This window comes from Rheinheimera nanhaiensis E407-8 (genome assembly GCF_000296695.1).
In the GTDB taxonomy this organism is placed as follows: Bacteria; Pseudomonadota; Gammaproteobacteria; order Enterobacterales; family Alteromonadaceae; genus Alishewanella; species Alishewanella nanhaiensis.
The window spans coordinates 1-13,746 of record NZ_BAFK01000021.1 but is presented as its reverse complement, the minus strand read 5'-3'; the positions used below and the strand labels follow the sequence as shown (position 1 = coordinate 13,746).

General features: G+C 55.7%; 14 protein-coding genes. All 14 read left to right on the top strand.

What is annotated here, in order from left to right:
- Positions 1–70: 70 nt before the first annotated feature.
- The 14 genes from RNAN_RS14930 to RNAN_RS14865 are packed head-to-tail and all read left to right on the top strand — an operon-like array spanning position 71 to position 13,607.
- Positions 71–2,614, top strand: a complete 2,544-nt coding sequence (locus RNAN_RS14930) for an HzsA-related protein (protein WP_237739935.1) — start codon at positions 71–73, stop codon at positions 2,612–2,614.
- Positions 2,615–3,352: an SH3 domain-containing protein gene (locus RNAN_RS14925; protein WP_008223292.1), complete on the top strand. Its 738-nt coding sequence runs from the start codon at positions 2,615–2,617 to the stop codon at positions 3,350–3,352.
- Positions 3,322–3,936: an outer membrane beta-barrel domain-containing protein gene (locus RNAN_RS14920; RefSeq protein ID WP_008223290.1), complete on the top strand. Its 615-nt coding sequence runs from the start codon at positions 3,322–3,324 to the stop codon at positions 3,934–3,936. The genes RNAN_RS14925 and RNAN_RS14920 overlap by 31 nt, the downstream gene beginning before the upstream one ends.
- Positions 3,937–3,959: 23 nt before the next feature.
- Positions 3,960–4,433 carry a TlpA disulfide reductase family protein gene (locus tag RNAN_RS14915; protein ID WP_008223289.1) on the top strand — a complete coding sequence of 158 codons (474 nt, stop codon included), beginning with the start codon at positions 3,960–3,962 and terminating at the stop codon, positions 4,431–4,433.
- Positions 4,426–4,647 carry a DUF4266 domain-containing protein gene (locus RNAN_RS14910; RefSeq protein WP_008223288.1) on the top strand — a complete coding sequence of 74 codons (222 nt, stop codon included), beginning with the start codon at positions 4,426–4,428 and terminating at the stop codon, positions 4,645–4,647. Before RNAN_RS14915 ends, RNAN_RS14910 begins: the two co-directional genes overlap by 8 nt.
- Positions 4,634–5,782, top strand: coding sequence for a DUF3570 domain-containing protein (locus RNAN_RS14905; RefSeq protein WP_040552289.1), 1,149 nt, complete (start codon positions 4,634–4,636; stop codon positions 5,780–5,782). Before RNAN_RS14910 ends, RNAN_RS14905 begins: the two co-directional genes overlap by 14 nt.
- A 12-nt stretch (positions 5,783–5,794) precedes the next feature.
- Positions 5,795–6,304, top strand: a complete 510-nt coding sequence (locus tag RNAN_RS14900; protein ID WP_008223283.1) for a hypothetical protein — start codon at positions 5,795–5,797, stop codon at positions 6,302–6,304.
- On the top strand, positions 6,289–8,166 hold the full coding sequence (locus RNAN_RS14895; protein WP_040552272.1) for a tetratricopeptide repeat protein: 1,878 nt from the start codon (positions 6,289–6,291) through the stop codon (positions 8,164–8,166). The genes RNAN_RS14900 and RNAN_RS14895 overlap by 16 nt, the downstream gene beginning before the upstream one ends.
- Positions 8,163–11,000, top strand: coding sequence for a tetratricopeptide repeat protein (locus tag RNAN_RS14890; RefSeq protein ID WP_008223279.1), 2,838 nt, complete (start codon positions 8,163–8,165; stop codon positions 10,998–11,000). The genes RNAN_RS14895 and RNAN_RS14890 overlap by 4 nt, the downstream gene beginning before the upstream one ends.
- On the top strand, positions 10,987–11,631 hold the full coding sequence (locus tag RNAN_RS18765) for a tetratricopeptide repeat protein (RefSeq protein WP_008223277.1): 645 nt from the start codon (positions 10,987–10,989) through the stop codon (positions 11,629–11,631). The genes RNAN_RS14890 and RNAN_RS18765 overlap by 14 nt, the downstream gene beginning before the upstream one ends.
- Positions 11,621–11,914, top strand: coding sequence for a hypothetical protein (locus tag RNAN_RS14880; RefSeq protein ID WP_008223275.1), 294 nt, complete (start codon positions 11,621–11,623; stop codon positions 11,912–11,914). The genes RNAN_RS18765 and RNAN_RS14880 overlap by 11 nt, the downstream gene beginning before the upstream one ends.
- A 13-nt stretch (positions 11,915–11,927) precedes the next feature.
- Positions 11,928–12,587 carry a MotA/TolQ/ExbB proton channel family protein gene (locus RNAN_RS14875; RefSeq protein WP_008223273.1) on the top strand — a complete coding sequence of 220 codons (660 nt, stop codon included), beginning with the start codon at positions 11,928–11,930 and terminating at the stop codon, positions 12,585–12,587.
- Entirely contained in the window at positions 12,571–13,086 is a 516-nt protein-coding gene (locus RNAN_RS14870; protein WP_008223271.1) for a biopolymer transporter ExbD, read from the top strand. The genes RNAN_RS14875 and RNAN_RS14870 overlap by 17 nt, the downstream gene beginning before the upstream one ends.
- Positions 13,083–13,607: an ExbD/TolR family protein gene (locus RNAN_RS14865; RefSeq protein ID WP_008223270.1), complete on the top strand. Its 525-nt coding sequence runs from the start codon at positions 13,083–13,085 to the stop codon at positions 13,605–13,607. Before RNAN_RS14870 ends, RNAN_RS14865 begins: the two co-directional genes overlap by 4 nt.
- The last annotated feature ends 139 nt before the right edge of the window (positions 13,608–13,746 follow it).

The window sequence follows — 13,746 nt, the reverse complement described above, 5'->3', positions numbered from 1 at the left end:
GATAATAATAACAAGAGCATGCCTTCTTTCAGTCTGCTTGTCACTGCTTGGCTGCAAAGCCGACATCAGTGTGCAGCAAGAGCCTGTTGACCCTGTAGTGCAGGAAATTGCGCTGGCATTTGTCGAGCGTCCGCTGCTGATTAGCGAAGACGAACCCTTCGCGCCACAGGTATTTGACCCCAGTGCCTTTAACCCAGGTGCCCGCCTTATCCTGAAACAAAATGCCTTTGCCGACTCACCCGAGCGTGATTTAACCAGTGCGTTATTCCCTGACGATGCGTTATACGATGTAAAAGATCTGGTGGCATCGCCTGATGGCAAAACGCTGCTGTTTGCACTGCGTGCACCCGATATCGACAATGTGCCGGACGAGCTGCAGCCCAAATGGGACTTATGGCGTTATGATGTGGCTAGTGCCAGTTTAAGCCCGCTGATAGCCGATCAGCAACAGGCACAGCGCGGCCATGATGTCAGCCCGGCATTTTTAGCCGACGGCCGTATTATTTTCAGCTCTACCCGCCAGCTAAAATCCCGGCAAATTCTGCTGGACGAATTTAAGCCGCAGTACACTGCGTTAGATGAGGATTTAAATGCGCCGGCGTTTAACTTACATGTGATCAATGCCGACGGTACTGGCCTTGAGCAATTAACCTTTAATCTCAGCCACGATCTTTACCCGACACTGCTGCCGGATGGCCACATTATCTACAGCCGCTGGGATAACCAAAGCGATCGCAATATGCTGAACTGGTACCAAATGCGCCCGGATGGCACTGACAACCAGTTAGTTTATGGCTGGCATTCACATAATAGCGGCGCCGAGCAAAGCCGGGTGGAGTTTGGCAAGGCGATTGTCTTGGACGATGGCAGTGTATCGCTGGCATTAAGCAGTGTTGATGCGCCCTATTACAACAGCTGGCCCCAGCGTATTGCTATTGATATTGCCAGCGACAATAGCCAGCCGCTGGCCGGACAGACCTTGGTTGAACCGGCGCAAACGCCGCTGTTTCCCTGGGCTTTTGATAATACCGGCCGTACCGAGCGCGCCGGTGCGATAAACAGCTATGTGCCGTTAAAAGATGGCAGTGGCCGCTACCTGGTAAGCTGGTCACCGTGCCGGCTTGTTGTGGCAGAGCAAGTGTTAAGCTGTGCTCAGGTGGAAGACGCCAGCGAACTGGAACTGGCACAGCCGCTCTACGGCCTCTGGTTGTTCGATACGGTAAAGCAAACTCAGGTACCGGTCCGGCCGGGGCAGGAAGGGCTTTTGGTCAGTGAGCCGGTGGTGCTGCAGGCTTATGACAATGGCGCTTTTTTACCCGCCAAGCCAACACTGGACACTACACTGATTGATGAAAACGCCGCTATTTTAGAGATCCGCAGTGTGTATGATTTTGCCGGTAGCAGCAGTGTCGACCTTGCCAGCCTGGCGGACCCGATGCAAAACACCGCCAGCGAACGGCCGGTCAGGTATTTGCGTTTAGTGCGCGGCGTGCCGTTGCCGCCGGAAGAGGTATTAGATACGCCGGATTTTGCCTTTGGCGTTAGCCGGCGCCAGTTAATGCGCGACATTCTCGGTACCGTCGCGGTCGAGCCAGACGGTTCAGTACTGGTGAAGGTGCCGGCCGATGTGCCGTTTAATTTAGCGCTGTTAAATGCCCAGGGCCAGGCGGTGTCGCCGCTGCACCAACAATGGCTCAGTTTACGGCCGGGCGAAACCCGCAGCTGTAATGGCTGCCATACCGCCGACAGCACTGCGCCGCATGGCCGGGTTGACGGCGTCGGCGAGGCGGACCCCGCCAATGGTGGCGCAGGCGCTATGGCACCTTTTGCCAATGCTAACCCGCAACTGATTGCCCTGCCGGGGGAAACCATGGCGCAAACCGCAGCCCGTATTAATGGTGTGCCAGAGCTTGATGAAGCGCTGCGCTATATTGATATCTGGACCGATCCGGCCCGGCGCGCACCGGATGCAGCTGAGTTAGTCAGTTATCAGGACTTAACCACAGCGCTACCGGTCGGCGTCGCCTGCTTTGAGCAATGGCTGGCCAGTTGCCGGCTGCGCATTGACTATCCGACCCATATCCAGCCACTGTGGAGCCTGGATCGGCGCCGCTTTGATGGCCAAAGCAATGAGCTGATAGCCGATAATACCTGTGTCAGCTGTCACAGCCGCACCGATGCCGATGGTAATGCCCGCATACCGGTAGCCCAACTGGAGCTGGATGCTGAACCCTCAGATCTGGAAGCTGCGCACTATCGCAGTTACCGTGAGCTGTTAAGCAATGACAATGAACAGGAGTTAGTCGGTGGCGTACTGGTCGACCGCCTGGTGCAGGCGACAGACGCTGACGGCAACCTGCTGTTTGTCACCGATGAAGACGGCAATCTGATCCTCGACGATAACGGCAATCCGATCCCATTAATGGTCACCGTTACGGTAAACGCCAGTATGCGCGCGGGCAGCGCCCTGCAAAGTACAGCGTTTTTCAGCCGCTTTGGCCAAAGCGGCAGCCATCAGGGCTACCTGACAGCCGCCGAGCTAAAACTGCTGGCGGACTGGTTAGATATCGGCGCCCAGTATTACAACTCGCCCTTTGCCGTACCGGAGCAATAAATGCGCAGCTTCGTTTTTGCTCTGCTGGTATTGATAGGCTCGTCGCTACAGGCAAAGCCGCTATTGGCAGAGCCGCTGCAGGTGACGGTGCAGACCGATTTTGTCAATTTACATTCCGGCCCCGGCCGCGGTTATCCGATTGTACAGGTGGCGATAAAGCAAGAAAGGTTAACCTTAGTTAGCCGGCGGCAGGATTGGGTGCAGGTAGAATTTAAGCAGCAACGTTACTGGCTGGCACGCACTGATCTGATGGCGTTACAAAGCGAGGACGGTGCGCGTTTTAGTGTCAGCGACGACAAACTGGATGCGTACAGGCAGCGTCAGTTTGAAGCGGGTGTCGCCTTTGGTGATTTTAACGGCAGCAGTTACTATCAGCTGTCTGTATCTTATCTGTTTAGCGAATTTGTGCAGGCCGAACTGGCGCTGGGCCAGGCCAATGGCCAGCAGGCGGATAACCTGTCGGCAGAGCTGAGTATTTACCTAAGCCCCATGCCACACTGGCGCTTATCGCCTTATTTTGGCATCGGTGGTGGTGTACTGCGTACCACGCCGCGCACTGTGCTGGTGCAAACGCCGGATCGCAACAATACGCTGGCCAGCAGCGAACTTGGCCTGCGTTACTATATCAGCCGCAATTTTATTGCCCGTGCCGGCTACCGGCGCAGCGTAATCGTCACCGACCGTAATGACAACGAAGAGATTGATACATGGAAACTTGGCTTCAGCGTATTTTTTTAGTGCTGTGTTTGGCCCCCGTCTGGGCCGGCGCACAACAGGTGACACCGGATATTGAGCGCACCATCATTAACGAAGATGTGCTGGATAGTGAAAATTGGCTGCTGGGGGTGCGCGCCGGGGTGCTTAGCATTGAAGATTTTGGCAGCAGTGCGCTGGGGGCGTTGCAATTAAGCTACCAGATCAACGAAGACTTTTATCTCAGTGCCGAGTATGCCTTTGCCAAAGCGGGTCGCACCTCGTTTGAAGAATTAAGTGGCGCCGCACCGCTGTTAACCGACGAGCAGCGCAAATGGCAATACTACGGTGCCCATGTTGGCTATATGTTGTTGCCGGGCGAAGTGTTTTTAACGCGTGATTTCGCGCTGAACAGCGGCTTGGCGCTGTTTGCCGGCGGCGGTAATGTTGATTTTGCCGGCGATAAAGTGTTTGCACTGCACCTGGGCAGTCAGTTCAGGTTGTATGCCACCGACTGGCTGGCAGTGGAGCTGACCTTTAGCGATTATATTTTTGAAACCACTATTTTAGCGCGCAGCAAAACCACGCATAACTTAAGTTTGTCGCTTGGGCTGGCGCTGTATTTTTAGCTGTATAGAGAAGGTGAACTAGCATGAAACTTCGCATCATCACATTAGTACTGGCCGCTCTGGCACTGCCGCTGCAGGCGGCGCAGGCGCCGGATTTTACCCTGAAGGCACTGGATGGCAACAACCTGCGCCTGGCTGAACAGCGTGGTGACATTATGCTGATTAACTTCTGGGCCAGCTGGTGTGGCCCTTGTATTCAGGAAATGCCGGCACTGGATAAACTGGCACAGAAATATCAGATGCTGGGTGTGCAGGTGTGGGGCGTTAATGTAGAAAACGACAGCAAAGCGGCGCTGGCTTATCTGAACAAGGTGCCGGTCGGTTTTCCGGTGCTGTTTGATGTCGATAACAGCGTGTCCAAGGCGTTTCAGGTAGAAGCGATGCCGACCACCGTCATTGTTGACAAAAACGGTGCAGTGCGCAGCGTGCATCGCGGTTATCAGCCGGGTTATGAGAAGAAATATGAAAACGATATCAAAGGCTTGCTGCGTGAATAAGCGGGTGCTGGGTTTAGTGCCTGTATTGCTGCTTAGTGGCTGTGCCAGCTTAGAGCCCTGGGTAAAACCCTATGAGCGCGACAAGCTGGCTGACCCTATCATGGCGTTTGGCCGTCATCCGGTAGCGCTGCAACATATCGTACATGTGCAGGACTCGCGTGAGGCGGCTAAAGGCGCCAATGGCAGTGGCGGAGGCGGCTGTGGCTGTAACTAGGGGGCTTTGGCCGTTTGGGGTGTTTGCCGCACTATTTCTGCTAAGCCCGCTGCTACAGGCTGCGGTATTGCCGCAGGACAGAGCTGACTTGATGTATCACGGTTATCAGGGCGGCGGTGTATCTATTGATGGCCCGGCGCTGATGCTGCGTAAAAAAGTGGGCCAGACTGTGTCACTGTCCGGCTACTATTACATTGATACTGTCTCGGGTGCCTCTATTGATGTGCAGGCAACAGCCTCTGCCTATACCGAAACCCGGCACGAAAAACGCGTAGGTGTCGATTATCTGGCCGGTAACAGTATCCTCAGCCTGAACTACGCGCAAAGCGATGAAGATGATTACAACGCCAAATCGATGTCCTTTGCCATCGCCCATGACACCTTTGGCGGCATGACGACGCTGAGCCTGGAAGCGGGCTTTGGCGATGATACGGTGGGGCGCAATGGCGACGACAGTTTTACTGCCGGTGTAAAGCGCTATAACTATAAACTGGGTTGGACACAGGTGCTGAGCAGCAGCTGGATAGCGGCGCTTAATATGCAGGTCGATTTAGACGAAGGCTTTTTAAATAACCCCTATCGCAGTGTGCGTTACCGCGATAACACAGCCCCGCTCGGCTATAGCTACCAGAGTGAAGTCTACCCTGACACCCGTAATGCGCTGGCCATCTCGCTGGTGAATAAAGTGTACCTGCCTTATCGCGCTGCGCTGAGTTTCAACCTCAGACATTATCAGGATAGCTGGGATATCCGCGCATTAGATGCCGAGCTTGAGTATGTGCACCCGCTAAATGCCGACTGGACACTGGAAGCCAAACTGCGCTGGTATGCGCAGGGCCAGGCCGAGTTTTACCGTGACCTGTTCGACTTTGCCAATCAGCAAAACTTTATGGCGCGCGACAAAGAGCTCAGCGAGTTTAGCAATATTACCCTGGGGCTGGGCGCCAGTTATGCGCTGCCGCTGTGGTCGTTCTGGCCTGCTGCCAAACCCGAGCTTAACCTGCAGTGGGATCATATCCGTTTTAGCTATCAGAATTTTCGTAATGTCACCATTACCGAGGCGCAGCCGGGGCAGGAGCCGTTATACCGGTTGGATGCCAATGTAGTGCGGGCCTTTTTTAGCCTTTATTTTTAACAGGATAACCAGATGAAAGTGCTAGTGTGTATTGCCTTGTTGTTTGCCAGCCTGCTGGCCCGCGCGGATCAGCTGCCGGTGGCCACTGAGCTGGAGCAGCTGAAGCAGCAGGTTATCCAGTTAAATCGCGAATTATTCCTGCTGGAAGAAGAGTTGCTGTTTCCGCCACAAACTCAGCTGGCGGTGTTTGTATCGGCCGATGCCGGCCAGTTTTTCCAGCTCGACAGCGTGCAACTGCTGTTAAACGACACACCGGTTGAGTCACATTTGTATACTGCTCAGCAGTGGGACGCGATCAAGCGTGGCGCTATTCAGCCGCTGTATAAGGGCAATATTAAAGCCGGCGAGCATCACCTGACCGCGGTATTTGTTGGCAAAGGGCCGGATAACCGTGATTATCGCCGTGCGGTCAGCCATACATTTACCAAAGCCGAAGACGCGGTGCTGCTGGAGCTGCAGATCAATGATCGCAGCAGTGATTATCAACCTGATTTTGTCGTTAAGCCATGGTCCAACGACTAAGCCGCGCCCTGTTGCTGACGCTGCTACTGCCATCCTCACTGCTGGCGGCGTCACCCGTTATCCCCGACAACTGGCATTACCGTCAGGCGGCCTGGGCGTTTTATTTGCAACAGCCTGAACAGGCGCTGGAAACCCTGCAGCTGGCCAAAGCACAAGACCCGCGCACCGCGCTGCTTGAAGCAGGCTTGTACCTGCAACTGGCTATGCCGCAGCATGCCGCTGTTATTCTGCAGCACTTGCTAAACCAAGACGATGTTGGCGATAACGCTTTACCGCGTACGCTGCGTAATGTTGCCTTATTGCAGTTTGCCCGTTACCAGCTGGAGCTGGGTAACAAAGCGCTGGCACAACGCTACCTGGCGCAGGTGCAAATAGGCGCCGACGGCCAGTGGCTGGGTGAGCAGCAGTTACTGAGTCAGTTAATCTACTGGCCTGATATCAGCTTGCCTGAAACGCCGCCGATTCGCGCGCTGGCAGGCCAGAGTGAAATGCCCTATATCGTCAGCAATCAGGCACTGGCGCTGGCAAGGGCCGGCCAGTCAGATGTGGCGCTTAACTGGCTTAACCAGCTGCAGCAACAGTTAAGGGTGCCGGAGCAGCGTGGTTTTTGGGCGCTGCTGTTCAGCGGTCAGTGGCGCTCGCTGCGCGCGCCGGCTGGCTTTATTTATCCGGCGGCAGAAAAAGCAGCACTGAGCGATTATGTCACCCTGCTCAAAGCTCAGCTGCATATCGACCGGCAGGAGCTGGCAGATGCCGAGGCACTGCTGGCAAGCTTTCCGCTCGACAGTGTGCTTAGTGACACCGCGCTTGGCTTATACAGCCATATTCTGACCGAGCAGCGCCATATTCCATCCCTATTGGCCGTTTTGCAGCAGCAAATTAAGCAGCAGCCGTTTAGTCTGACAGCCTGGCAGGGGGCCACCCGCCTGGGCGAACAACTGGAGCGACAAGCGAACTTTTCCGACGCGCTGGCAGCGTACCAATGGGCTGAGCAATATTATCAGCAGCAAAGCAGCTTAATTAACCAGCAAGCCAGGCCGTTACAGGTGAGTCAGCTACAACAAGGCTTATCAGACTGGCAACAGTTACAGCTGACCGAGCACAATGACTTGTACCGGCTTAGCCAGGACATTTTAACCGTCGAGCAGCAGCTAGCGGCGGCGCCAGTGCGCCAGCAGCGCCTGCAGCGGCTTACCCAGGTGGTGCAGTTTAAATTAGGCCAGCAACAACAATTACTCAGTAGCCGCCTGCCACAGCTGACCGGCCTTGCAGCCACACTCAAGCAGCGTTATGACGATTTGCGCCGGCAAATTGCTGACGCCGAGCAGCAACCGCTGGCGCTGAGCCTGACCGACGGCGACACCTATCAGCAGCTGCGCCGCGTTGAGCAAGCCGGGCAGCGTTTTGCCAGTATAGAAAACGCGCTTAATAGCGATAACAACTATGACAACAATTATGCCCAGCGGCTGGCGCGGCTGCGTGGCTTATTGCATTGGCATTACAGTGATAATAGTGCCCAGGGGCGCTATCAGCGCCGCCAGCAACTGGCCGCAATCAGCAGCGCCCTGCAAACGGCAGAGCAGCAATTGGCGCAGCTGGCCGCACAGGGCAGCAGCACCGAGCGTTTAAAAGCCCAGCAACAACGCCTGGCGCAGTTAAGTGCGTCGCAGCAGCAGCTAAACCTGACACTGCTAAGCCAGCAGCAACAGTTACTGGCACAGTTAAACCAGCAACTGCAGCAGCAGCGCAAAGCGCAACTGGCGCGGTTAACCGAGTTGCAGCGCCACAATAAACAGTCGATGGCGCGCATGATGGAGCGGCTGTTGCCGGCAGCACTGACACAAGCTGAGGTGAGCCGATGAGCCTATTTCAGCTGCGTCAACCGGCATTATTGGTCTCGCTTAGCCTGTGCAGTGCGCTGCTGGCGGGCTGCGCCTCTGAGCAACGCCTAATGGCACGGCCTGGGCTGGCCGATTTGCCGGCCTTTGACCAAAGCATCTTGCAACAGGCCCCGGCGGTGACGGAGCAGCAACTGGATAAGCTGTATCAGCAAATACTGGCGTTAGCGCCCGCTGAAGCCACCCGGCAGAAAATTTTATACCGCTTGTCGCAGCTGCATACCAGCCAACTGGAGCGCCAGACGCTGCCGGCCGCACAGGAGCGTGACGCCTTGTGGCAGCTGGTGCAGCGCTATCAGCAGTTGCTTAGCGAATACCCGCAGGATCCGAATAACGAGCTTATCCGCTATCAGCTGGCGCGAAGCTACGACTTGCTTGGCGAGCAGCAGGCCTGTCTGGACCAGCTGACAATCCTGTTACAGCAATATCCTGACTCGGCCTTCGCCGCTGAAGCCTGGTTTCGGCTGGCCGATATTTATTACAGCCGCGCCGCCTATGACCAGGCGCTGCAGGGCTACCTGGCTGTGCTACAAACCGGTGAGCACAGTTTGCAGGCACAGGCACGCTATATGGCAGGCTGGAGCTACTTTAAACAGCAGCAGTTTGAGCGCGCCGACGAGCAGTTTTTACAGCTGTTAGACAGCCTGTACAGTGATGCCATTACGCCGGCGGACGACAGCCGCCAGAGCATCCAGCAGGAAGTGCTGCGCACCTTAAGTATTTCACTCAGTTATCAGGCGCAGGCCGACAGCTTAACGGCGCTGATTGAGCGGGTAAGTTTTAAAGGCAACCAGCGGCCGCTGCCAATGGTGGCCCAGCTGTATCAGGCACTGGCCGATTTTCTGCTGGAGAAACAGTTAGCTGCCGCGGCACTGGCAAGCTATGCCGCCTTTGTTGAGCGCTACCCCGGCTCAGTGCTGGCAGCGCGAATGCAGCTTAATATCATCAGTTACCATTTGTCAGACGCCAACGCCAGTGCGGCGCTGGCAGCGCAGCAGCAGTATATCAGCCTGTTTGGCCCGTCCGCTGCCTTCTGGCAGCAGGCCGATAGCACTGCACTTAGTGAAGTGCAGCCTTATTTGCTGCAATATCTGGATTACTTTGCCCGCAGTGGTTATGCCAATGCCCAATCGCTGCCACAGGCACAGCAGCAGGCAGCCTATGCCGCTGTGGTGCCGCTGTGGCAGCAAATGTTACAGGTGCTGGAAGAACCCCGTCTTAAGCGCGCTGCGGTAGCTAACAGCTATCAGGCCGATGATCTGCGCTATTTGCTGGCCGAGTCACACTTTGGTGCTAAGCAGTGGCAGGCGGCGTTAAGCCTGTACACGGCGCTCGGTTATGCGCAACAGCTTAACGCCAGCCTGTTTAGTGCGCCCGACGCAGCTTATAAAGCCCTGTTGCTCAGTGAACAACTGGCGCAAAGTGAGACCGCCACTGAGGCAGAGATACTGCAATGGCAGCGCCAGCAGCATGACTTTGTCCGCTACCACAGTGCTCATCCTGCCGCGCAGCAAGTGGCGCTACAGCAGCTGCAGCAAGCCTATCAGGCAAAAGACTATCAGGCGGTGCTCACGCTTAGTAGTGTGGTAACGCAGTGGCCAACGCCAAGCACGCCGGCTTTAGTGGCCGAGGCGCAGTTTTTGCACTGCCAGAGCGAGCTGGCACTGGCGCAGTATAGCGCCGCTGAGCAAAGCATCAGTGCCTTGCTGCAAAGCAACCTGACAGCAGAGCGCCGTCAGCTGTTAACCGAGCAACTGGCGTCCAGTATTTATCAGCAGGCTCAGCTGCCAGCGCAAAGCCCGGAGCAGATCTTAAGCCACTTACAGCGGCTACAAAGTGTGCTGCCAGACTCGGCCTATCACCAGGCTGCGGCCTTTGAGCAAATAACCTTGCTGCGCCAGCAAGGCCAGCATCAGCACGCTATCTTATCGCTTAAGCAGTTTATACAGCGTTACCCGCAAAGCGAGCGCCTACTTAGCGCCCGTGCCATGCTGCTGGACAGCTACGAGCAGGCAGAGCAGTGGCAAGCCGCAGCCGACGAGCTGAGCTATCTGGCGGCAAATAGTACTGCGCCTGAGCAGCAGCGCGAGGCGTTGTATCTGGCGGCGCAGTACTACCAGCGCGCCGGTGCGCAGCAGCAGGCACTGGATAGCTGGCGCAGTTACGCAAACCGTTACCCGCAGCCGCATCTGTTGGCGCAGGAAGCCCGCGCTCAATTAGTGGCGCTGTATCAACAACAGCAGGATCTGTACCGGCAAAACTTCTGGCGGGAAAAAATTGCCAGCTTCGAGCAGCAATACGCCAGTGACGGTAATAGCCGCAGCCAGCAGCTGGCGGCGCAGGCGCTGTTAGAGCTGGGCCGGCACAACAGCCTGTTGTTTCGTGGCGTAGCGCTGAGCCATCCACTTAACAAAAGCCTGAAAGCCAAACAGCAACATATGAGTACTGCCATTAAGCAGTACCAGCAAAGTATGCAGTTTGGTGTGGCAGAGCTGGTTAGCGAAGCGCAGTTTCAGGTGGCAGAGTTGTATCAGCAAATGGCCAAAGCCATTTTAGCGTCAGACCGGCCAAAGGGCCTGGACGAGCTGGCGCTGGAGGAATACGAGCTATTGCTGGAGGAGCAGGCTTACCCGTTTGAAGAGCAGGCCATTGCCATTTATCAGCAAAACACCCGGCTTACTCAGCAGCAACTGTGGGACAGCTGGATAGCGCAGAGCTTTGAACGCCTGGCGCAGTTATTGCCGGCAAAATTTAATAAACCTGAAGCTTATAGCGGAGCTGCCGATGCGGCCTATTAATCGCAGTCTTACCCTGATGTTAGCGGTGTTACTGGCGGCCTGTAGCCAGACACCGTCAACAACGGCCTTGCCAGATACGCCGCAAGCGCCAGAGCCAGCACAGCAGCATCAGGTAGTTAAAAGCCCGGTGCTGGCGCCTCAACGCCTGACCGATGCCGAACAAGCGCAGTTTTCAGCCGCAGCCGCCTTGCTGCGCCAGGGCGACTTTGCCAGCGCCGTCAGCGCTTTTACGTTATTACAGCAGCAACTGCCAGAGGCGCCCGGTGTGGCTTATAATCTGGCATTAAGCCAGTGGCGCTCGGGCGATACTGATAGCGCCGAGCAGACCTTAACCAGGCTACCATCGTTACAGCAGTATGCGCCGGCGCTGAATTTAGCCGGTGTGCTGGCACGCCAGCAGGGCCGCTTTGCCAACGCTGAGCAGTATTTCAGCGCTGCTCTGACAGCCGATAGCCAGTATGCGCCGGCCCATAAAAACCTGGCATTTTTGTACGAGTTATATTTAGGCCAGTTATTACAGGCACGCTATCACTATCAGCAATATGAAGCCTTAAGCCAGGATCCGGCGGTGGCCGGCTGGCTGGCGCTGCTGGATCAACAATTAGCGCAGGAGCAAACCGATGAACGCTAAAACCTGGCTGTTACTGTGCGTTTGCAGCACAGCAGCGGCACAGCAAACTGCCGAAGTCCAAATTGACAGCACCATCAGTGGTAATCAGGAGCAGCCGAAAACGATTTATGTGCTGCCCTGGCAAAGCCCGGTCGGCGAAATTCGTATTGCGGCCGAGCCTTTGGCCGCGCGAAAAATCACCTTGTCGCCGCTCGATCGGCCGCAATTTTTACGCTTTATCGCGCTGAAGCAAGACAATAACAGCGCACTAAACCCAACCACAGTTAACGAAAAACAGCAATAAGAGGACAGGTTTCATGGAGTTGTTCAACGGCATAGTTCGGTTTTTACAGGAAGGTGGTGTCTTTATCTATCCTATCGCCTTTATTCTGGTGTTAGGCATAGTGATTGCCGTTGAGCGCTGGTGGTTTTTACGCTCGGTCTATGCGGTAAACCAACGGGCACTGGCGCAGGTGCAGCCGGCACTGGCGCAGGCCGATACCGGTAAAATTCTGCAGTTGGCACAGCAAAGCAGTGCGCCGCTGATTGCCATGCTGGCCAGTGGCGTACACCGGTTGCGCTCGTCAAAACGGCGCGAAGATATGGAATACGCGATGGAAGAGGTGGTGCTGGAATACAGCCTGCGGCTGCAAAAGCGCACGCCGTTTCTGGCAACACTGGCCAACGTGGCCACCCTGCTCGGGCTGTTGGGTACCATTATGGGGCTTATTGCGGCCTTTTCGGCGGTAGCCAATGCCGATCCGTCGGAAAAAGCCAGCCTGTTATCGTCCAGTATTTCGGTGGCGATGAACACCACGGCTTTTGGTCTTATTACCGCTATTCCACTGGTATTTGTCCATGCGTTGCTGCAGGGCAAAACCGCGACCATTATCGACACCATGGAAATGGTCGGTATTAAACTGATGAACAGCATTGCCAAGCAAACAGACGGTGGGCGGGATGATCAAGCGGCGTAAAAACCTGCTCACCGAGGCTGAGCTAGATATCACGTCTTTTATGAACCTGATGATCGTGCTGGTGCCGGTGTTATTACTCAGCCTGGTGTTTGCGCAAATCCGGGTGCTGAATATTCAGCTGCCGCCGTTAACCGAACAGCAATTACAGCAAGAGCAGCAGCAACCGCAGCAGCTGGAGCTGGAAATTCACCCCGACCGGTTAAGGCTGAATTATCCGGCCGGCCAGCCGCTGCGGGTATTTCCGCTTAATGCTCAGGGCCACTATGACTTTGCCGCTTTAAGCCTGTTTTTACAGGACTTGAAGCTGACCTTGCAGCAAAAAAATATTGATAAGCAGGATATCAGTATTCTGGCCGCGGACGATCTGGACTATCAAACCCTGGTCAGCGCGATGGACACGGTGCGCTCGTTTAAAGCCGTGGTCGCGGCCCAGCTGGTTGATGCCGAGTTGTTTCCGCAAATTGCGCTGGGCCCGTTGCCGACGGAGGTGAGCGAATGAAGATGTCATTTCGCGCTAAGCGCCTGGAGCGGCAAAATCAGCGCCTGGCACAGGCCAGTAAGCTGAATCTGGTGGCACTGATGGACATTTTCACCATACTGGTGTTTTTCCTGATGGTGAATCAGTCTGAAGTTAAAGTGCTGCAGAGTAATAAAGATATCAGCCTGCCACGCTCGGTATCAGAGCAGTTACCCACAGAAAAAGTGATGCTGACCATTACCGGCAACGGCATTTTGGTGCAGGGTAAACCGGTATGGCAGGGCGACTGGCAACAAGACAGCAGCCTGTGGCTGCCGCAGTTAACGCAAGCATTAACCGCTGAGCTGAATTACCTGGCCAGCCGCGCCGGTGCGCTTGACGAGACACAGCAAGCTGTCGGCCGGCCGTTGACTATTTTAGGCGATGCGGCCACCCCCTACGGTTTGTTGCGCCAGCTTATGGCGATTTGTGCCGCTACTGAATACCGCGACTTGTCACTGGCGGTGGAAGCACTGGCGCCGGCTAAGCCGGAGGTACCATGACAGCGGCAGCAGTAAGCCAGCACAGCTGGCAAACAGAAGATAAGCGCTTTTACCAACTGCTGTGGCTGGGGCTATTGTTATGGCTGGGGTGTGCGGCGCTGGTGCCGGCACTGCAGGTGCCCGAGCGTAGCCGCGAAGG

Bases quoted from the DNA above. Each gene is read 5' to 3' on its own strand.
- RNAN_RS14925 (WP_008223292.1), top strand. From the start codon at position 2,615: ATGCGCAGCTTCGTTTTTGCTCTGCTGGTATTGATAGGCTCGTCGCTA.
- RNAN_RS14920 (WP_008223290.1), top strand. From the start codon at position 3,322: ATGGAAACTTGGCTTCAGCGTATTTTTTTAGTGCTGTGTTTGGCCCCC.
- RNAN_RS14915 (WP_008223289.1), top strand. From the start codon at position 3,960: ATGAAACTTCGCATCATCACATTAGTACTGGCCGCTCTGGCACTGCCG.
- RNAN_RS14900 (WP_008223283.1), top strand. From the start codon at position 5,795: ATGAAAGTGCTAGTGTGTATTGCCTTGTTGTTTGCCAGCCTGCTGGCC.
- RNAN_RS14895 (WP_040552272.1), top strand. From the start codon at position 6,289: ATGGTCCAACGACTAAGCCGCGCCCTGTTGCTGACGCTGCTACTGCCA.
- RNAN_RS14890 (WP_008223279.1), top strand. From the start codon at position 8,163: ATGAGCCTATTTCAGCTGCGTCAACCGGCATTATTGGTCTCGCTTAGC.
- RNAN_RS18765 (WP_008223277.1), top strand. From the start codon at position 10,987: ATGCGGCCTATTAATCGCAGTCTTACCCTGATGTTAGCGGTGTTACTG.
- RNAN_RS14880 (WP_008223275.1), top strand. From the start codon at position 11,621: ATGAACGCTAAAACCTGGCTGTTACTGTGCGTTTGCAGCACAGCAGCG.
- RNAN_RS14875 (WP_008223273.1), top strand. From the start codon at position 11,928: ATGGAGTTGTTCAACGGCATAGTTCGGTTTTTACAGGAAGGTGGTGTC.
- RNAN_RS14870 (WP_008223271.1), top strand. From the start codon at position 12,571: ATGATCAAGCGGCGTAAAAACCTGCTCACCGAGGCTGAGCTAGATATC.
- RNAN_RS14865 (WP_008223270.1), top strand. From the start codon at position 13,083: ATGAAGATGTCATTTCGCGCTAAGCGCCTGGAGCGGCAAAATCAGCGC.